Annotated in this window: 16 protein-coding genes, 1 tRNA gene and 1 pseudogene; 11 read left to right on the top strand and 7 right to left on the bottom strand. The window is 66.9% G+C overall.

Features of this window, described 5'->3' with window-relative positions:
* Window positions 1-160 (top strand): transposase domain-containing protein (locus AC6A67_RS12380; protein ID WP_498036859.1); only part of this gene is annotated, 160 nt, incomplete at its 5' end.
* Window positions 161-296: 136 nt separating this feature from the next.
* Here the strand turns inward: AC6A67_RS12380 and AC6A67_RS12375 are convergent.
* Both AC6A67_RS12375 and AC6A67_RS12370 read right to left on the bottom strand, forming a co-directional pair.
* Window positions 297-1,919 carry a tyrosine-type recombinase/integrase gene (locus AC6A67_RS12375; RefSeq protein ID WP_498036845.1) on the bottom strand — a complete coding sequence of 541 codons (1,623 nt, stop codon included), beginning with the start codon at window positions 1,917-1,919 and terminating at the stop codon, window positions 297-299.
* 106 nt (window positions 1,920-2,025) lie between these two features.
* A tRNA-Leu gene (locus tag AC6A67_RS12370) sits at window positions 2,026-2,111 on the bottom strand.
* Window positions 2,112-2,941: 830 nt separating this feature from the next.
* On the opposite strand from AC6A67_RS12370, the gene lipB reads away from it, so the two are divergent.
* On the top strand, window positions 2,942-3,688 hold the full coding sequence (gene lipB, locus AC6A67_RS12365) for a lipoyl(octanoyl) transferase LipB (protein ID WP_498036858.1): 747 nt from the start codon (window positions 2,942-2,944) through the stop codon (window positions 3,686-3,688).
* A gap of 61 nt (window positions 3,689-3,749) precedes the next feature.
* On the opposite strand, the gene AC6A67_RS12360 is transcribed toward lipB, so the two are convergent.
* On the bottom strand, window positions 3,750-4,079 hold the full coding sequence (locus tag AC6A67_RS12360; protein WP_498036844.1) for a hypothetical protein: 330 nt from the start codon (window positions 4,077-4,079) through the stop codon (window positions 3,750-3,752).
* 325 nt (window positions 4,080-4,404) lie between these two features.
* Here AC6A67_RS12360 and AC6A67_RS12355 point away from each other — a divergent pair, with 325 nt between their 5' ends.
* A complete protein-coding gene (locus AC6A67_RS12355; RefSeq protein WP_498036843.1) occupies window positions 4,405-6,012 on the top strand; it encodes a carboxyl transferase domain-containing protein in 1,608 nt (535 codons plus the stop codon).
* Window positions 6,013-6,539: 527 nt separating this feature from the next.
* On the opposite strand, the gene AC6A67_RS12350 is transcribed toward AC6A67_RS12355, so the two are convergent.
* A complete protein-coding gene (locus tag AC6A67_RS12350) occupies window positions 6,540-7,409 on the bottom strand; it encodes an FkbM family methyltransferase (RefSeq protein WP_498036842.1) in 870 nt (289 codons plus the stop codon).
* Between the two features lie 390 nt (window positions 7,410-7,799).
* Here AC6A67_RS12350 and map point away from each other — a divergent pair, with 390 nt between their 5' ends.
* Both map and radC read left to right on the top strand, forming a co-directional pair.
* Window positions 7,800-8,639: a type I methionyl aminopeptidase gene (gene map / locus AC6A67_RS12345; RefSeq protein WP_498036841.1), complete on the top strand. Its 840-nt coding sequence runs from the start codon at window positions 7,800-7,802 to the stop codon at window positions 8,637-8,639.
* A gap of 626 nt (window positions 8,640-9,265) precedes the next feature.
* Window positions 9,266-9,971 (top strand): annotated as a pseudogene (radC, locus tag AC6A67_RS12340) (RadC family protein).
* 52 nt (window positions 9,972-10,023) lie between these two features.
* Here radC and AC6A67_RS12335 read toward each other — a convergent pair.
* Window positions 10,024-10,623: an exopolysaccharide biosynthesis protein gene (locus tag AC6A67_RS12335; RefSeq protein WP_498036840.1), complete on the bottom strand. Its 600-nt coding sequence runs from the start codon at window positions 10,621-10,623 to the stop codon at window positions 10,024-10,026.
* 793 nt (window positions 10,624-11,416) lie between these two features.
* Between AC6A67_RS12335 and AC6A67_RS12330 the strand changes: the two genes are divergently transcribed.
* The 5 genes from AC6A67_RS12330 to AC6A67_RS12310 all read left to right on the top strand — a co-directional run bounded on the left by AC6A67_RS12330 (window position 11,417) and on the right by AC6A67_RS12310 (window position 16,021).
* Window positions 11,417-11,845: a CidA/LrgA family protein gene (locus tag AC6A67_RS12330; RefSeq protein WP_498036839.1), complete on the top strand. Its 429-nt coding sequence runs from the start codon at window positions 11,417-11,419 to the stop codon at window positions 11,843-11,845.
* Window positions 11,842-12,579, top strand: coding sequence for an LrgB family protein (locus tag AC6A67_RS12325; RefSeq protein ID WP_498036838.1), 738 nt, complete (start codon window positions 11,842-11,844; stop codon window positions 12,577-12,579). Before AC6A67_RS12330 ends, AC6A67_RS12325 begins: the two co-directional genes overlap by 4 nt.
* A gap of 225 nt (window positions 12,580-12,804) precedes the next feature.
* Window positions 12,805-14,808, top strand: coding sequence for an acetyl/propionyl/methylcrotonyl-CoA carboxylase subunit alpha (locus tag AC6A67_RS12320; RefSeq protein ID WP_498036837.1), 2,004 nt, complete (start codon window positions 12,805-12,807; stop codon window positions 14,806-14,808).
* 368 nt (window positions 14,809-15,176) lie between these two features.
* Complete coding sequence (locus AC6A67_RS12315) at window positions 15,177-15,608, top strand: DUF1489 family protein (protein WP_498036836.1); 432 nt, start codon at window positions 15,177-15,179, stop codon at window positions 15,606-15,608.
* A 113-nt stretch (window positions 15,609-15,721) separates the two neighbouring features.
* Entirely contained in the window at window positions 15,722-16,021 is a 300-nt protein-coding gene (locus tag AC6A67_RS12310) for a hypothetical protein (RefSeq protein WP_498036835.1), read from the top strand.
* A gap of 159 nt (window positions 16,022-16,180) precedes the next feature.
* Here the strand turns inward: AC6A67_RS12310 and AC6A67_RS12305 are convergent, their stop codons facing one another.
* Window positions 16,181-16,483: a hypothetical protein gene (locus AC6A67_RS12305; protein WP_498036834.1), complete on the bottom strand. Its 303-nt coding sequence runs from the start codon at window positions 16,481-16,483 to the stop codon at window positions 16,181-16,183.
* A 219-nt stretch (window positions 16,484-16,702) separates the two neighbouring features.
* Window positions 16,703-17,551 carry a pantoate--beta-alanine ligase gene (gene panC, locus AC6A67_RS12300; RefSeq protein ID WP_498036833.1) on the bottom strand — a complete coding sequence of 283 codons (849 nt, stop codon included), beginning with the start codon at window positions 17,549-17,551 and terminating at the stop codon, window positions 16,703-16,705.
* A gap of 561 nt (window positions 17,552-18,112) precedes the next feature.
* Here panC and AC6A67_RS12295 point away from each other — a divergent pair.
* Window positions 18,113-18,817, top strand: a complete 705-nt coding sequence (locus tag AC6A67_RS12295) for a J domain-containing protein (protein ID WP_498036832.1) — start codon at window positions 18,113-18,115, stop codon at window positions 18,815-18,817.
* Window positions 18,818-19,330: the final 513 nt, after the last annotated feature.

Raw genomic sequence — 19,330 nt, 5'->3', positions numbered from 1 at the left:
AATCGCCTCGCTAATCGAGACCGCGAAGCTCAACGGCGTCGACCCGTATCTTTACCTCGCCGACGTCATTACCCGCATCGTCGCCGGACATCCGCAAAGCCAGATCGACGACCTGCTGCCATGGGCATACGCCTCGGACCCAATCAAGGCCGTGGCCTGAGAACAGCGGTTACCCTGAGTTGGTCTCGATGCCACTCTCTGACTCTCCCTGTCGATTCTAGCGCGTACTGAGGGTGGGGTGGGCAGCAGTGAGGCGGCATAGGTGCGGTTACTGCACTTTGGCCAAGCGGAGAGGCTCAGCCAACCGGATAGCGGGGGAACTTTTTCATCGCCTCAGCCTGCATGCCGATGGTTGGCGTCTCGTAGCTTCTGGCCACGTTACCCGGACCATGACCGGCAATGGCGTCTCTCAGGCGCTCATCAATGCCTGCACCCAGCGCTCGCGTCTTCCATGTGTGACGCCAGCCGTGGTTCGGGTCCACGTCCATGTCCAGCGACGTTTCTTTCCGTACCCATGCGGCCAGCTTGATGGCCCGCTGATCAGCCGGGCTGGTTGTCGCCTTGGTGCTGTGGCGGGTGGGATCGTAAAACAGCGGCCCCTGATCACATGAGCGGACGAAATCAAGGAAGCCCTGCTCAATCAGGTGAGCATGCAGCGGGACGGTCCTGGGGATGCCGGTCTTGGTCTTGCGGAAGTGCATCACATGGACGCCTTCCTCAAGTGTGATGTCTGCCCCGGTCAGGCCTGTTGTCTCAGCGATGCGTGCGCCGGAGTAGGCTGCCAGCCACTGACACCACCGCTGGGCGTGAGAGAGGGTAGGGTTGTCTGGGTCTGTCTGGACACGTGAGGCCAGTCCCAACAGCATCTTGACCTCATCCTCCCGGAAGGTCCGCTCGCGTTTCAACACCTTGCGGGGCTCAATGAGACGCACGCCAGTGACAGGGTTGCTGGTCAGCAGGCGTCCGCTGTCCCGGTCCATTCCCCATTTGAAAACGGAACTGGCGGCAACGAGGTCGTTCTTGTTGATTGAGCCGGGGCTTGCACCTTCTGCGTCCCGGCGATGCTCAGCCCAAGCGTAAATGTCATCGCTGCTCAGAGCAGTCACGTCCCGCTTGTCGAAGAAGCCAATCAAAGACTGCCAGCTTGCCCGATAGCGCCTGATGGTGGCTGGGGCCAGACGCTCCTGATGCTTGGCAGACCAGAGCTCGAGCAGCTTCTGGGGTGTAAGTTTGGGCTCTGGGCTGTCTTTAGAGGCTTTGGCCTTGCCGCTGGCCGTGCTTGCCACTGGCGGTGGTGTCCACTCTGGAAACCGTCCTGCCTTTGGGTCTGGGGAGTAATCCAGTTGCGAGCGCCTCAGCAGCGTCTCTGCCGCGTCCAACTCTGCTGTTGCGATTGCTTCGAGGAGGAGGGTGCGGCTCTCGGCGTCAACGATCAGCCCCTTGTCGGTCAAAATTTCATCAGCGCTTCGACCAAACCGCTTTTCCATTGCCTCAGCGCGGGCTTCGTCTATCTCGCCAATGTCCGGCTCGATCCGTGGCTTCCGAGCTTCATGGATCGCCTTGATGAATGCGTTCCAGCGGTCAGAGGGGCCTGGCTCATTCTCGAGCGCCCGAATGAAGGCGCGGTACTTGTCGGCTGACAGTGCCACGATCTGCGACTGGAGGAGTCGAACTGGTCCTGCTCGTAACCGTTGCCACACAGTCTCGAGGTGAGCCGCAACAGCTGCTTGCCTGACCTTGGCCTGCGATGGATCGGAGGTGCGACGGGAGAGGCGTATGTCCACCGCGTTCGGGCTGATGGTCTTCTCAACAAAGCCGTCATCGAGCGGAATGCGCAGGGTCATTCCCGACGCGCTCAGCTTCACATCAGCAGGGATGCGCTGGACAAACTGAATGTTTGATGAGTTGGAGCGCTTCATAGGACGCACGAGTCGAAGGAGCATTGTTGACCACCGTTGTTGAACAGTACGGTGGGATGCAAACCCTTGATATTCAATGTGTCCTTATCCGCCAACCAGTTAAGGTTGGTGCGGTCGAGAGGACTCGAACCTCCACCCCGTTGCCAGGACTAGCACCTCAAGCTAGCGCGTCTACCATTCCGCCACGACCGCTCGTGATCAACGCTCCTGACCGTTTCTGGACCATCCTGAGGGAGGGTGGTCGTTGGCGAAACAGGTCGTCCGCTGTCGATGGATGGGCATGTAACAGAAGGTTTCCGCGCCGACAAGCGCGTCCTGTGAACAACTCGGTCAAGGCTGTGGGTTTGTCGCGGTTTCAGGCCGATCGGCTTTGCGCGCCATGGGCGGGGCTGGCCGTGAACGGCGGATGGCGCGCGGGTGAGGGCGGCTGGCTTTGCGTGTGGTCTTGGCCCGGGTTGGTCTGCGTGGCAGGTCTTGCGTGCCAGTCCTTTGTTCGAGGCCTTTCCTCCCAGGTCCTTCTTTGCAGGACTTTCTTGGCGGCTCTCGCGTGGCAGGTCTGGTTCGGCTGGTCTGGCGTGGCTGGGCGCATTTCCCATATGTGTGGGACCAGCGGGCGACGCAGCGCATAAAGCGTGGCGTGGCGCTGGCGGCGCAGTGTAAGCACCGCCAGCAGTGGCGCGCGGATCGTTTGCTCTGGAGATCGGGCCGTCGCGTTGGCGCTGGTTGACGCGGCGAGCGTGGGCGCCTGATGGCGTGGTGCGTGAGGTGGCGGCAGCCGATCGCAAGGCGGAGTGGGGAGCGCCTAGCATGGCGCGCGGGGTTCGCTGGGGCATTGTTTCACGCGCCACGCCACAGCCCGAGGCAAGGCGACGCTCTGCAGGCCAAGCACGCTCTGCAGGCCAATTGATGCTTCAGGAGAGAAGCGACGCTGCGGCTGGGCGGATGGGCGATACGTCTGCGGCTGTGCTACTGCGCTGGCCTGGCCAGCGGGCATGAGGATGGATGGCACGATGACCACGGGGATGGACGCAGCGTTGCAATGCGCCACAACAGGCGAGGACGCGACGTGGCCGCAGCACCTGTTCTTGCCGCAGGCGGGGGCGCCGCCGGTTGAGTGGCTGATCTCTGATGGGCGGACGGACTATCCTGACGCCGTCGCCTTCATGGAGCGGCGCGCCGAGCAGATCGCCGCAGGCGCGGCGCGCGAGCTGGTGTGGCTGGTGGAGCATCCGCCGCTGTACAGCGCCGGCACCTCGGCCCAGCCCACCGATTTGGTGGCGCCTGATCGCTTTCCGGTGTTCGCCACCGGGCGCGGCGGGCAATACACCTATCACGGGCCGGGCCAGCGCGTGGCCTATGTCATGCTCGACCTCAAACGCCGCGCCCAGGATGTGCGCGCCTTTGTCTGCGCGCTGGAGGACTGGCTGATCGGCGCGCTGGCGGCGTTCAACGTCAGTGGCGAACGCCGCCAGGGCCGCGTTGGCGTCTGGGTGCAGCGTCCCGACAAGGCGTCGCTGCCCGATGGCTCCATGCGCGAGGACAAGGTGGCGGCCATCGGCATCCGTGTCCGCCGCTGGGTGTCGTTCCACGGCGTCAGCCTCAATGTTGAGCCCGAGCTGGAGCATTTTTCCGGCATCGTGCCCTGCGGCGTGCAGGGTCATGGCGTCACCAGCCTCATCGACCTCGGCATTCCGGTGACGTTTCCTGAGGTCGACCAGGTGCTGCGCGATCGCTTTGAGAGGGTGTTTGGGCCGACTGTCCGGGTTTGACTGTCCGGAGCTTGCGTCGCCCGGCGGCAGCCGCGTGGCGGTGTAGCCGGTCAAACCGCCATCACCGTGGCTCTCGGCGCCGTCGCGTCAGCGGCGCCAGCAGCCGCAATCCGCCAAGCACGCTGGAGGCGCCGCTGGCGTAGATCAGGCACGACAGCAGCAGCGCCACGAGGGCGCAGCGCGCGGCGACGGCGCACTCCGCAGTGCTGGCGACGCCAGTCGCGGGCTGGGCGAGGCGCAGCGCCGCCCAGCCTGCGGCCAGGCCCAGGGCGCCCGCGCACAGGCTCAGCCAGTGGCGGGCGGCGCCGCGACCATGGATCACCATGCGCAGACTGGCCGCCATGGCGGCGACGCCCGCGAGCAGGATCGCTGCTGACAGCGCGCCGCCCATGCACCCTCCCATGAATCGTGGCGACGGCCTGACCGCCAGCCCCTTGTCAGCTTCTTGCCAGCCCTTTGCCAGCTCTTGGCCAGCCATGCCCGGATGCGTCGCCTGCGCCTCACTGGCGCGTTTGAACTTCTGACGCCACAGGCTGCCCCGCCAGTTCCGTCCTTGCGCGGGTCCGGCCCCCATGGGCGTTCGCGCGCCGTGAGATGCGCCACAGGCAGGCCACGGCAAACCCGCATTTGCGGGCGGGGCCTGCGGCGTCGACGACTTTCGCACTTGAATTCTCCGCGATACCGGTCAGTACTGGCCGGGCATATGGAGGGTTCACGTGCCAATCCTGGAAACAGCCATCAGCCGCGACAGCAGTGAGTTCAGAGCCAATGCCGAGGCCTGGGCCGGATTGCGGGCCGAATTGCAGGCGAAACGCGCGGCGGTGTTCGCAGGTGGGCCGCCGAAGGCGCGCGAGCGGCATGTGGCGCGCGGCAAGCTGTTGCCGCGTGAGCGCGTCGCCGGCCTGCTCGACGCTGGCGCGCCGTTTCTGGAGATCGGCGCCCTGGCCGCCGACGGCATGTATGGCGAGGCCATCCACGGCGCCGGGCTGATCACCGGCGTCGGCCGGGTCAGCGGCCGCGATGTGATGATCGTGTGCAACGATTCCACCATCAAGGGCGGCACCTATTACCCGATGACGGTGAAGAAGCACCTGCGCGCCCAGGAGATCGCCCTCGAGAACCGGCTGCCCTGCATCTATCTGGTCGATTCCGGCGGCGCCAACCTGCCGCACCAGACCGAGGTGTTTCCCGATCGCGAGCATTTTGGCCGCATCTTCTTCAACCAGGCCAATATGTCGGCCCAGGGCATCCCGCAGATCGCGGTGGTGATGGGCTCATGTACGGCGGGCGGCGCCTATGTGCCGGCCATGTCGGACGAGACCATCATCGTGCGTAAGCAGGGCACGATCTTCCTTGGCGGGCCGCCGCTGGTGAAGGCGGCGACGGGAGAAGTGGTCTCGGCTGAAGATCTGGGTGGGGCCGACGTGCATGCGCGCCAGTCCGGCGTCGCCGACCATTACGCCGTTGACGACAACCACGCTTTGGCCATCGCCCGGCGCATCGTCGGCACGCTTAACAGCGTCAAGCGGCCCGATATTGACCTGATTACGCCGGTGGCGCCGCGTTATGACGCTGCGGAGCTTGAAGGTCTGGTCCCGACCGATCTCAAGAAGCAATATGACGTGCGCGAGATCATCGCCCGGCTGGTCGACGGGTCGGAGTTCGATGAGTTCAAGAAGCTTTACGGCACGACGCTGGTCACAGGCTTCGCGCGGCTGCATGGCATGCCCATCGGCATCATTGGCAACAATGGCATCCTGTTTTCCGAGAGCGCGCTGAAGGGCGCGCACTTCATCGAACTGTGCTGCCAGCGCCGCATTCCGCTGCTGTTCCTGCAGAATATCTCCGGTTTCATGGTTGGGCGGCAATATGAGGCCGGCGGCATCGCCCGCGACGGCGCCAAGCTGGTGACGGCGGTGGCCTCGGCGCGCGTGCCCAAGATCACCCTGGTGGTCGGCGGCTCGTTTGGCGCTGGCAATTACGGCATGTGTGGCCGGGCCTATTCGCCGCGCTTCATGTTCACCTGGCCGTCGAGCCGCATTTCGGTGATGGGCGGCGAGCAGGCGGCCAGCGTGCTGGCCACGGTGAAGCGCGACAATTTCGACGCCGAGGGCAAGCACTGGTCGGCGGAGGACGAGGAAGCCTTCCGCGCGCCGATCCGCGCCCAATATGAGGTGGAGGGCAACCCCTATTTCGCTACGGCGCGGCTGTGGGATGACGGGGTGATCCTGCCATCGGAGACCCGCGACGTGCTCGGCCTTGCCTTTTCGGCCTGCCTGAACGCGCCGATCCCCGAGACCAAATTCGGCGTCTTCCGCATGTGAGCGGGGGGCGCGGCGCCATCGCGTCTGCGGCCCTGGGTATGCCTTGGGCCTGCATTTGGCGTCGACCCGGCATGGGATCCGCCAGCCAGGCGCGGCGCCGAAACGACGGGCCTCCGCATGCGCCTTGCGAGCATGTGCCCTGGCGCACGTCAGTCCCCAGATGGAGGCGCTACAAGCATAGCCATGGAGCGGACAGCCACGTCGCAGTCTGCTCTGCGGCAGCCCGCCGCCGGCCAGTTTGGCCGCTGACGGTATGCCCTGGGGAACGACGCAGGTTGCGCCGGGAGATCCCCACCTCAGCTGTACCTCTGATTCCAGACTTTGGGCCGCCTTCGGGTGGCCCTCTTTTTTGGCCTGGCGCGAGGAGCCCGCGCCCGTCTTGCCAGCGCCCCTCGATGCGGCGACGGCGCTGTCGCAGAGGCGCTCGGGGCTGGCCCAATGCAGGCTCGGGGCCAATGCAGGCGCAGAGCGAATACACGCGCAGGGCAGGGACGTCAGAGGCGAAGGCGGCTTTCCGTTGCGCCGCGTCAGCTGTCGATGCGCTCGAAGACGAAGTTCAGGCGGGTGCGCAGCACTTCACGATAGCCGCGGGCGCGCACCAGTTCAGGCAGGTCGATCTGCCACCGGCCCGAGCCGTCCTCCATGACGATCAGCCGTGGCAGCAGGGCGTCGGGGGCGGTGCGCAGGAAGGGTTCGAGGATAATGTCCTCGGCGCCTTCGACATCGAGCTTCATGCCGTCGATACGGTCGAATTTTTCGTCGGCAAGCAGTTGCAGCAGCGGAATGGCTGGCACGCGGATGGTGCGGGCGGCGCTGGAGGCCAGCACTTTCAGGCTCGACTCGCCGCTATTGTCCGGATCGAGGAACAGGGTCAGCTCGCCGGATTTGTCGGCCACGGCGCAGGCGATGGCCTTGACCGTGGGCCACGGGCACTGGCGGATGTTGAAGATCAGCCGCTCAAAGATATCGGGCTGCGGCTCAATGGCCAGCACGCGCGCCTCGGCGCCGGCCCGCGCCGCAACGAACACCGAATAGGCCCCGACATTGGCGCCGATGTCGATGAAGTGGAAGCCGCGGCCAGCCGCCCGGGCCTGATCGACATGGCGGCCGAGGATGGCCAGTTCCTGCGGGTCGAAATATTGCGGCGTGAATAGCACCTTCTTCTCGCAAATATTGCGATAGGGGTGCAGCCGCATGCGGCCGCCGAGCGCCTCGATATCGACAGGGGCGCCCTTCAGCCCACGAATGGCCAGCTTACGCAGGGCCAGGGCGATGCGGCGGCCAAGCCAGCTGTCGGGCATGGCCCGGGTGACACCGAGAATGGCGCTGGTCAGCGCGCCAGGCGCGTGGGCGCCGTAGCTGTCATTCCCGGGGGCGTGCTGGGTCAGGTCTGCCATGGTCCGCTATCATCTGGTTCTGGCGACGGCGCGCCGTCGCAGGGGTCTGTGGCGCAGGGCGACGCTGACGCAGGGTTGCGTCGACATCTGGCCCGCAGGCAGACATGCCGCGCCGGTTGCATACACTGCTCCGGGGCGGGGCGCAAAACCAGCGGCGCCCGCGCGTGGCTTGACGCGCCGTCCCGCGAGGTGCATCCCGATGCCTCATGCGTGCGGGCGCGCCGCCGGGACGGCGGATGTCTGACAGTGGCGGACGCGGGACTTCGGCAGAAGTCCGATTGCAGTGAACGCCCGGTTGCAGGCGCGCGACGGCCTGCGGTCGTCGCCCGACACTCGCGCGCATATGCGATCAGATGCTCCGCTCTGCGGCGCGCCTTCAGGCGGCGCCGCGTGAACGGAGCGGCGAACCGGAAAGGGCGCGCGGTGGCCAGGCGGCGTACGGAACAGATCAGACTGCACGAAGCGGCGGATTTTGAGGGTATGCGCAAGGCGGGTCGCCTCGCCGCCGAAATCCTCGACATGCTGGTGGGCAAGGTCAATCCGGGCGTCACTACGCTGCAGATCGACCAATGGGTGCGGGAATATGGCCTCGCGCGCGGCGGCTATCCGGCGCAGCTGAACTATCGCGGCTTCGGCTTTTCCTGCTGCACCTCGATCAATCACGTCGTCTGCCACGGCATGCCCAGCGACAAGCCGCTGCGTGAGGGCGACATCGTCAATATCGACGTGACGGTGATTGTCGACGGCTGGCACGGCGACACCAGCCGCATGTATGCGGTGGGCGAAATCCCGCGCAAGGCGGCGCGGCTGGTGGATGTCACCTATGAATGCCTGCAGCGCGGCCTCGCCGCCGTGAAGCCAGGCGCCACCACTGGCGATATCGGCCACGCCATCCAGCAATATGCCGAGGCGGAGCGCTGCTCGGTGGTGACGGATTTCTGTGGCCATGGTCTCGGCCAGGTGTTCCACGACAACCCGTCGATCCTGCACTTCGGCCGGCCTGGCGAGGGCCCGGAGCTGAAGCCCGGCATGTTCTTCACCATCGAGCCGATGATCAATCTCGGCAAATCGCCGGTGAAAATCCTCTCGGATGGCTGGACCGCCGTAACCCGCGACCGCTCGCTGTCAGCCCAGTTCGAGCACTCGGTCGGCGTCACCGAGACCGGCGTCGAAATCTTCACCGCCTCGCCCGCCGGCCTCGACAAGCCGCCGATGCTGCTCGGTAAATAAACAGCGGACGGCGCGCACGCCCAAGGCTGGGCCCCCGGAGCGAGGGCCCCGTTGCGGGGCGTCCCGTGACACGCATGCGCATGACGATCTGATGCAGATGGTCGACAGCGTCGGCCATCGCTTTGCGGCCTCACTTGCGGCCTCACTTGCCGCCTCACTTGCCGCCACACCCAGGGCGCGCGTCCGCGCGTTAGCGCCCGTCTGCGGCGTTGTCGCTGCGCCTGCCTGCCAGCGCTCCGGCCTTCGATGTTCACGCGCGCCCGTCACTCGCCCCGTGCGCGCCCTTTTTGCACCCGCGCCAGCTCAAGGCCATCACGCATCTTCCACTCACGCACAGCTCGCTGGCCGGTCGCTGTATCGCGCCGCCAGGCGGGATGATTGGCGTGTCAGGTCAGGCGCGGGTTTCTGTGCCGTCGTTTTGATTTTGCGCTATCATTTGATGATGAATCAAGAATAGATAGATTGTTGTGCGGCATATATATTCCAATATGTGATGCAATCTGTGGTTGTGTCGTCGTTGTTGTGTGATTGCTTCGCCTGAATCGTCGTGTTTCTTTGATGTGGTTGCATCTGACGGGATTGTTGCCTGCGCACGGTGCGTCAGAATAAGGGCGAGGGGGGGCTTGATGGCCGGCAAACCACCGGCGCCGGACGCGCCGCATCATCAGGGACACCGGGAGCGGCTGCGCGCCAGGTTTCGCGATGGCGGGGCCGATGCGCTGCCGGATTATGAGTTGCTGGAGCTGGTGCTGTTTCGCGCCATCCCCCGGCGCGACGTCAAACCCGTGGCCAAGGCGCTGATCGCCCGTTTTGGCTCGTTCGCCGAGGTGATCTCGGCGCCGCCGCGCCTGCTGCAGGAGACGCCAGGCGTCACCGAGAGCGTGGCGCTGGATCTGAAAATCATCGCCGCCGCCGGCGCGCGGCGCGGTGGTGCAGCGCCGGGCGCTGGCCTCGTGGTCGCAAGTGCTTGATTATTGCCGGACCATCATGGCCTTCGCCGAACGCGAGCATTTCCGCGTGCTGTTCCTCGACAAGCGCAATGGGGTCATCGCCGATGAGGAGCAGCAGCGCGGCACTGTCGATCACACGCCGGTCTATCCGCGTGAGGTGGTGCGGCGGGCGCTGGAGCTGTCAGCCTCGGCGGTCATTCTGGTGCACAATCACCCCTCCGGCGATCCGTCGCCGTCCGGGGCGGATGTGCGCATGACCCGCGAGGTGATCCGCGTCGCCGCTCCGCTGGGCATTGTCGTGCATGACCACGTCATCATCGGCCGCAACGGCCACGCCAGCATGCGCGGGCTGCGGCTGCTCGAGCCTGAGGCGTCGGGATGAGTAGCCGGCAGGGCGGGTTGTGGGGCAAGGGTGGCTGTGGGGCGCAGGCGCGTTATCCGAACAGCGAGGCGACGCCAGTGATGATCGCCGCGACGAAGCTCAGGCTCAGGGCGATGCCAAAAGCGCCGAAGGCGATGCCGCTAAACGCCATCACCCCGTCGCGCTCGACCATGCCGAGACCCACGAGGCAGGCAGCGAAGCCGAGCGGGATCTGGCCGATAAAAGGCGGCGCCACCAGCAGGCCTGCGGCGATGAGGAACAGTAGCGCGCCGGTGAGGCGCATGCCCCAGGGCTTGTTGAAGAAGGCGAAGCGCGTGCGGGAGATCCGCTCAAGCCGGTAGACGGCGGGCATGGCGCGGGCGACGGCGCGGGCCACGTCGGCGCGCGCCACCGTCTTGCGCAGCAGCGCCGCCGGCAGCCATGGCGCATGCATGCCAATGGTGATCTGCACCGCGACAAAGGCGAGCAGCAGGCCGGAGATTAGCGGGATCGGCGGCGGCATCGGCAGGCAATTGGGCAGCCCCAGCACCACTACCAGCAAGGCGAAAGCCTGGTTGCGCAAGGTCTCGACAATCTCGCCGACAGACACGCGTTCGCTGGCGCCGCCGGCCAGTTGCATCAGGACGTCAGAGGTGCGTAACGGGTTCGCCAAAGAGCCCTGCCAGGGTTAACCGTCCGGGAGGCGTCTGCACGGCCGCCGGAGAAGGCGGCGCGCAAAGGCGCCAGGGATCGGGCGTCGCCAGCGCGGCGACCGCCGGGTGAAGTGGCGGCGCGCCAGCGCCAATGGCAGCGCCACACGGCGCAGCCTGCCAGACGGCGCAGTCAATCCGGCACGTTCTTAGAGCAAGTTCGTCGCTCACGAAACTGAAATCCCGTCGGCCCTGCGTGGATTGGTCAACGCCCGATCACCGTGCCTTTGCGGGACGCATGGCTTGCGCCGCAGCCTTGTGCATTGCGCAGGTTATGCGCATGAAGTGACCTATCGTAAGGCAGCTGAGTCTGCACGCCGCTTGCGCAGGGCGCTGCAACGGTGTTTGCCAGCCACATTGCAGCCTGTCGTGAACGATTGTTCCCAGGTCGCGCGGGCCAAAGGAGCACGGGCCGGCGCCTGGGGGAGAGCGAGCTCCGGACGGATCTGCGCTGGCGGCGCGGTGCATCGGCTCCCCATGCGTGGCGACTTGCGCAATGAGGAGCGGTTGACACGCGCCCTGGCCCGCGTGACGCGTTCATCTGGCGCCATGCGAGGTTCAACGGCTGTCGCCGGATTGCCAGGCGCGCGTCTGGCATGGTGAAACACTTGTGTTATCAGGCTTTGCGGGCGGGTGATGCGGGTCGATGCGGCGGGAACGCCAGTGATCTGCGCGCGCTGTCCAGAGGTTAAACCGGCGCGGCCCGCTCCAGCGCCACAGGCGCGGGGGCGACAGCCGTCCGCCACCGGGGTTGCGATGTCATCCTATCTGCCTGGCCTGCTTGGCCTGCTGCTGTGTCAACTGGCGGGCGAGGCCATCGCGCGCAGTCTTGCCCTGCCGGTCCCAGGTCCTGTTCTCGGCATGGCGCTGATGTGCGTCATCCTGCTGGCGCGGCGCCGCAAGCCGCCGGAATCGCTGACCGGGGCCAGCCGTGGGCTGATCAGCATCCTGTCGCTGCTGTTTGTGCCAGCGGGCGTCGGCATCATCAGCCTCGGCCCGGTGGTTGCGGACAAGACCCCCGCCATCCTGATCGCGCTCGCCATCTCGCTGGTGGTGACGCTGGTGGTCACCGCCGGCGCTTATGTGCTCACAGCGCGTTGGCAAGATCAGCGGCTAGCAGAGCGGCGGCGGTTGGCGGCGCAGGGCGACGATGCCCCCAGCGTCGGGCGGGGAGACGCGGCATGAGCCTGTTCGCGACGCTGAGCCAACAATGGCAGGGGTTCACGGCCTATGCGCAACAGGCGCCGTTGACCTGGATCGTGGTCACGCTCACCGCCTTCGTCATCGCCATGTGGGTGGGCCGGCGCAGCCACAATCATCCCGTGGCCAATCCGGTGCTGATCTCCGTTGTCATCACCGCCAGCGTGCTGTGGCTGACCGGCACGGATTATCCGACCTATTTCAGGGGCGCCCAGTTCATTCACTTCATCCTTGGCCCGGCCACCGTGGCGCTGGCCATTCCGTTGGTCGAGAACATCGCTTTGGTGAAGCGGGCGTTTCTGCCGATCTGCGTGGCGCTGTGCGCCGGCTGCATCGCCGCCATCGTGTCGGTGGTGGGCGTGGCCTGGGCGCTGGGGGTGGGCGACCAGCTGCTGCTGTCGCTGGCGCCGAAATCCGTCACTGCGCCGATCTCGATGGCGGTGGCCGACATTATCGGCGGCGTGCCAGCGCTGGCCATGGTGGCGACGGTGTTCACCGGCATCGCCGGGGCGATTATTGGCGCGCCTTTGCTTAATATGATGCGGGTGCGCGATCCGGCGGCGCGTGGCTTCGCCATCGGCGTCGCCGCCCATGGCATCGGCACGGCGCGGGCGTTCCAGTCGAGCGAAGTGGCCGGCGCCTTCGCCGGCATGGCCATGGCGCTCAACGGCCTGCTCACCGCGCTGCTGTTGCCGCTGCTGCTGGCGTTGCTGCCCTGAGCGAGGCGCAGGGTTGACGGCGGCAGGCCTTTTGCATCGCCCCTTCTTGCACGCGCTCATTTGTACCGAGCCCTCCTGCACGGACGCCTCTCGCACAAGGCGGGCAGCTCTCGTGCGAATTGCTGATCCAATCTGGCTGGCGCGCCCGGTACTGTGTGGTACTGTCCGGCGCAATGCATGCCGCGCCCTGTTGGCGCAGGCGGCGACGCCTGTCGGGAGGCCAGCTTGTTCACCAGCGTTCTGATCGCCAATCGCGGGGAAATCGCCCGCCGCATCAGCCGTAGCGCCCGCGCCCTCGGCATGCGGGTCATCGTCGTGCATTCGGAGGCCGATCGTGACGCGCCCTTCGTGCGTGAGGCGGATGAGGCGGTGTGCATTGGTCCGGCTGCGGCAGCGGAAAGCTATCTGCGCATCGACCGGATCATCGCGGCGGCGCAGGCCACAGGCGCGCAATGCATCCACCCAGGCTATGGCTTTTTGTCGGAACGGCCGGACTTCGCCGACGCCTGCGCAGCGGCTGGCATCACCCTCGTCGGCCCGCCTGCCGCCGCCATGCGCGCCATGGGGCTCAAGGACGCCGCCAAGGCGCTGGCGCAGAAGGCTGGCGTGCCGGTGGTTCCTGGCTACCACGGCGACAATCAGGACGCGGCCTTCCTCAAGGCAGAGGCCGACGCCATCGGCTATCCGGTGCTGATCAAGGCAGTGTCGGGCGGCGGCGGCAAGGGCATGCGCCGGGTAGATAGGCCGGAGGATTTCGTGGCGGCGCTGGAGAGCGCCCAGCGCGAAGGCCAGAGCTCGTTCGGCGATCCACGCGTGCTGGTGGAAAAATACGTGCTGGCCCCGCGCCACATTGAAATCCAGATATTCGCCGACGCCCACGGGCATGTGGCGCATCTGTTTGAGCGCGACTGCTCGCTACAGCGCCGCCACCAGAAGGTGATCGAAGAGGCGCCGGCCCCGGGCATGACGGCGGAGATGCGCGCCGCCATGGGCGCGGCGGCGGTCGAGGCGGCGCGGGCGGTGGGCTATGTCGGGGCGGGCACAGTGGAGTTTATCGCCGACGGCCGCGACGGTCTCAGGCCCGACCGCTTCTGGTTCATGGAAATGAACACCCGTTTGCAGGTCGAGCACCCGGTCACCGAGGCGATCACTGGCGTCGATCTGGTCACTCTGCAGTTCGCGGTGGCGGCGGGCCAGCCTCTGCCGTTCACCCAGGAGGATCTCAGCATCGACGGTCACGCCGTGGAGGCGCGGCTCTATGCGGAAGACCCGGAGCGCGGCTTCCTGCCGTCGACGGGCCATATCTGGCTGCTGGATCTGCCGCAGGGCGAGGGCATCCGCGTCGACGCCGGCGTCGAGGCCGGCGGCGAGGTCTCGCCGTGGTACGACCCGATGATCGCTAAGATCATCGCCCATGGGCCAGATCGCCAGACGGCCCTCGACCGGCTGGCGGCGGCGCTGGCCGCCACCCGCGTCGCCGGGCCGCGCGCCAACACCGCGTTCCTGCGCAAACTGGCGCTATCGCCCGATTTTCGCGCCGGCCAGTTCGACACCGGCTTCATTGACGCCCACGCCGCCGAGCTGGGGCTGGATGGCGCGGCCACAGATGCTGGCGCTGAGGTCATCGCCGCTGGCGTGTTAGCGCTGAACCTGCCCGCCAGTTCGGCTTCGTCCGCAGAGCCTGGCTGGCGCGATCCATGGGCGGCCCTGACCGCGGCCAGGCCAGCGTTCCAGCTGCTCGGCCAGCGCAGCGTCCGCCAGCAGGTCAGCGTTGACGGCGACACGATGGTGGCGCTGCTCGACTGGCGCGACGGCGCGCTCGTCGCCCGGGTCAACGACAGCGAGGCCTCGACGGCGGATATCGTGCGAGCGGATGACCGCCGCATCAGCTTCAGCAATGGCCTCACCGTGGCGCGGGCCGGCGCCCAGCAGCTGGCGCTGGGCGAGGGGCGGCAGAGCACCGTGGCCGCCTTCGATCCCTTCAGCGTCGACCTCGACCATGTTGGCGACGCTGGCGGCGTGGTCCAATCGCCGATGCATGGCAAGATCATCGCCATCCTGGCTGCGCCTGGCGATGAGGTCAGCCGTGGCCAGCGCCTCGCCGTGGTTGAGGCGATGAAGATGGAGCATGCGTTGCTTGCGCCACGCGCCGGCGTCATCGCCGACATCCGCGCCAGCGTCGGCCAGCAGGTCGCCGAGGGCGCGGTGGTGATCGCCATGGCCGAATAAGGGCGCTGGCGCCGTTCGTGGGCGCGAGCCAGGCGAGCCGCCGGCCGAAGCTGGCGGGCCAAACTGGCGGGCCAAACTGGCGGACGACGTGCGTAGCTGGCGACCTGGCCTGACGGCGGATGCAGGCGACTACATCCGATCACGTGCGCAGGGGACGCTGACGTCCGATGGCTGCGGGACGCACATGCGCGCATGGCTGCGTGCCTGAGACCTGTCCCAGCGTTAGCCCTGCCGCCCAAGTGACGCGCGTCAATGGCATTTGCAGCGACGGCGGCGTGGGTTAAGCAACGGCGCCGGCAGCTGGCGGCGGCCCGTCCGCGTCGCTGATTCTGGACCGCCGCGCACGTTTCCGTCCGGATAGAGGACCTATGCCGCTTCACATGATCAAACTCTGCGTGGGCTGCGATTCCCTGCAGGACCTGGAATCGTGGATTAACGCCAACGCCATGGCGGCGCGCAGCAGCGGCGGCGTCTATGAGCAGGTCGCCACCACCCGGATGATGCCGAAGCGCAAGGATGAGATGCAGGGCGGCTCGCTGTATTGGGTGATCAAGGGCCAGATCACCTGCCGCCAGCGTATCCTTGGCTTCCGCCCGTTCACCGATGGGCAGGGCATTGGCCGCACCCATATTTTGCTCGACCAGACGGTGGTGGCGGTGAAGCCGCGTCGGCATCGGGCGTTTCAGGGCTGGCGCTACCTCGATGCGGCGGACGCGCCACAGGATCTGGCCGGCGCGGCGGATTTGGGCGACATGCCCGAGAAGATGAAGCGTGAGCTGGCGGACCTCGGTCTATTGTGACCCGGGGCGCGCCATGGCTTACTGGGCGCACGCAGTTGCTACAGGCGGCGGCGCGCGCTGCAGGTAAGGGAGAGCCCGGCATGGAGCCCGATGTGGCGTCAGGCAAGCCAGCCATGAACCAGGACACGCATGGCGGGGCGCGCCGGGCCGGCGCGCTGGCTGTCGCTTTGCTCGCCACCGCCATGTTGGCGCTGTCGACTGGAGGCGCAGTCGCTGACGCGGTCCGCAAGGCCAAATCGGGCGCGTCCCAGCCGCGCCCGCCTTCCGCAGCGGAGATGAACACGCGCATCATGGCCGAGCGCATCGACCGGCGTGAACCGGGCAAGCGCGCCGATGGCGTCATGCGCTTTGGCGACACGGAAATCCGCGTCAATGGCCGCGCCAGCTTCAGCTATGGCGTCTCGGGTCGCTAGGGCGGCGAACAGAAATCGCGGCCGGGTTTGGCGGATCAGGGCGCCCGGCAGGGGATGTTCCGCGTGGTCGCTCCAGAATCCATAGCATGCGTAACGGAAGAGCTTGGCCAACAGGTCAACCGGCCGACGCCCAGCGCAGCGATGACAATGTGGCGTGCCTCAGTTGCGCCGTCGCAAATGGCATACCTTGACCTTGCCGCCGCGTTCATCGGCGCGCCAGACGCAGCCCTGACGCGGCGGGGCGCGGTCGTAGAGATGGATGCGCCCACGCCGTCTGGCGTTATAGGTCTTGTTGGAGAAATCGTGGCCGCCAATCCGGACATTGTCGCCGAACCGCACCTCCGCGCTGGCCCCGGGCGCCGTCGCCAGCGTCACCGCCAACACGGTGGCGACGGTCGCGAAGGTTACGGCGGCGGCAAGGAGGCAACGGGCCGCAAGCGGTTGGGCTGAACGCGTGACCATGGTCTTCTGTGGCTGATGTGCCGCCGTCATGCTTCACCCTGACCGGGGCGTTCAGGCGCCGCGCCGACCTGGCGCCAGCCATGTAACGCCTGATGCTTTGGGGCCATTTGTACCAGAACCCGTCGCGCATGGCGCATCACGCTCTGGTCAAACCCGCGCAGCGACTGGCCATGGCAGATGGCATGTCAGGGCGCCGATGTTTCAGCAACTGCCCCGGCGTCACACGCCCATATTGTCGATGAGCCGCGTCGCGCCGAGCCGGGCGGCGACGAGCAGGCGGATCGGACCGTCTTCAGGCGAGGTGATCTCCGCCAGCGTCACGGCGTGGCGGGCGACGAGGTAATCCACCTGGAAACCTTCGGCGCCGAGCAGCGCCGCGCCTTCGGCCAAAACCGTCGCCACCTGGCGCCCGGCGCGAATCTTCTCTGCGCATTCGGTGAGCACCCGGGCGATGGCCGGAGCCACGGCGCGATCCTCGGGCGACAGATAGCGATTACGCGATGACAGGGCGAGGCCGTCCTGCTCCCGTCGGGTCGGGGCGCCAATGATCTGGGTCGGGATGTTCAGGTCGCGCACCACCTGATTGATCACCTGCAGCTGCTGGTAATCCTTTTCGCCAAACACCGCGACATCGGCCCCGGTCTGCAGCAGCAGCTTGCTCACCACGGTGGCGACGCCGTCGAAATGGCCGGGGCGATGGGCGTCGTCGAGGCCAGCTGTCGCCGGGCCGCCGACGCGGATCGAGGTGTCGAAGCCAGCCGGATACATGGCCGCCACATCCGGCGTCCACGCCAGATCGGCGTTGACCGTCGCCAGCAGCGCCAGATCCTGGGGCAGGGTGCGCGGATAGCGGTCGAAATCCTCATTGGGGCCGAACTGGGTCGGATTGACGAAGATCGACACCACCACGCGGTCGGCGTGCTGGCGCGCCAGCTCGACCAGCGACAGATGGCCCTCGTGCAGCGCGCCCATGGTCGGGCAGATGGCGACGCGCGCGCCGTCCTTGCGCCATGTGGCGATCTTCGCCCGGAGCTGTTCGACCGTGGTGGCTGTCTCAACGCTGCTCATATTCGGTTCCCGTCACAAATCCCGTCGCCAGTTGGGCGCGTGGCCTGTTTAACGCGCAAACCCTGGCGCGCCGCGGCAGGGCCGAACCATGCCTTGCGGCGCGCCACGCTGCACGCGTCTGCGTCACCGTGCGCTACATGCGCCGTGACGCGGAGCACAGCGTCGCCATCTCGCCGGCTACTGGCCTCCATGCGGTAGCACCTGAGGCGACGCGAGGCGAGCGTCAACAGGAGATGTCAATGATTGCAGACGGCAATTGCAGTCGCGCCATGCGCTGGCGCACCTGACGCGCTGCGTCGTCCGCAGCTTCTGCGCCATGTCGGCGGGGCTATCCGGCTCAGAGACCGATCGGGCGCCCTGGCCCAGATGCGCGAGATAGCCTTGGAGCGACGCCTTGGAGCGACGCCTTGGGCCGACGCCTCGCGATGGCGCCTGCCTGATGGGCCATTGCATGCGGCGTCGCCATTGCGGAGGCGCAGCGGCGGGCGCCATATGCTACAGCGTCAGCTTCCCGGATCGCCACGTCTGTCGTGGCGCCAGCCCTCAGGAGATTCCCGCCCCATGGCGTTGCTTGCAGGCCTTGTCGCAGTCGTCGCGCTGTGGTGGCTCCTCACCCGCTACAAGAAAGCCGATACCAAAAAGCTCGCGCCCTTGCTGCGCAAGGCCGGCGGCGTCATCGGCTTTATTGTGGCGGGCGTGTTGCTGATGCGCGGGCGGATCGACATGGCGCTGCTGGTCGCCGGCGCCGCGGCCTGGGTCTATGGCGAACTGCCGTTCCGGCTGCCGTTTAACCTGCCGTTTCAGAACGCTACGACCGGCCGGATGTCGCGCGCCCGTTCCGCCAGCATCGAGATGACCGTCGACCATGACAGCGGCGTCATCGACGGCGTGGTGCTGGCCGGGCCGCACGCCGGCAAGGGACTTGGCCAATTGTCGCTGCATGAAGCGCGGGCGCTGATGCGTGCGCTGCAGAGCCAGGACCCGGTGGGGGCCAGCCTGCTAGAGACTTATCTCGACAGCCGGTTTACCGGATGGCGTGAAAACGCTGATGGAAATGCGGACGCGTGGCGGCGTGCCGGGGCGGGCGCGATGACCGAACAGGAGGCCCATGAGGTTCTGGGCCTTGCTGCGGGCGCTGGCCCCGAAGATATCCGGCGCGCCCACCGCGCGCTGATGAAGCGTCTTCACCCTGACCTGGGCGGGACGACGTGGCTCGCGGCGCGGGTCAATCAAGCCAAGGATATTCTGCTGGCCCGGCATCGCTAACTCCAGACAGTGAACTGGGGCCCGGCCCTGGCTGCAGGGTCCGTGACGCGCCCGTGACGATCGCTTCCCGTGGCGCCCGCGCTGGCGACAGGCCAGCCACGACGCGGCGTCGGGGATGAAGTGGCGGCGCGCCGTGGCGCGCAACCGGTGCAACGTGCGTCCCCAAAACGAGGGGGCGCCCACCAGGGGCGGCAAAGGCGCCGGCAAAAGCCGGCCAGCGCCGCAACGCCGCCGGCCTGTGGCCTGGAACGTCCCGGTCGCGCCAGGCGATCGCCTGGCGCAATGCGCAAGCGTCCTGTGCGGCGCCGGTGGAAGGCCGTGCGCCACTGGTTCACCTGCCGATGTTCCTTGCCTTGGCTGGCCTCGACCCTGAAGGGCCGCAGGCCGGCGTGGTGTGGCTGATCCCAGGGGATCCGCCGACAGGCGCCATTGGGTGAGCGCCTGCAGATCCGTTAGCGCGCCATCACCTTTGGCGAGGCTGCGCAGCGCTCAATCGAGCCTCGCCAGTCCCCA

Source organism: Camelimonas sp. FR25, from assembly GCF_059740505.1.
This window is presented reverse-complemented; position numbering and strand designations above follow the sequence as displayed.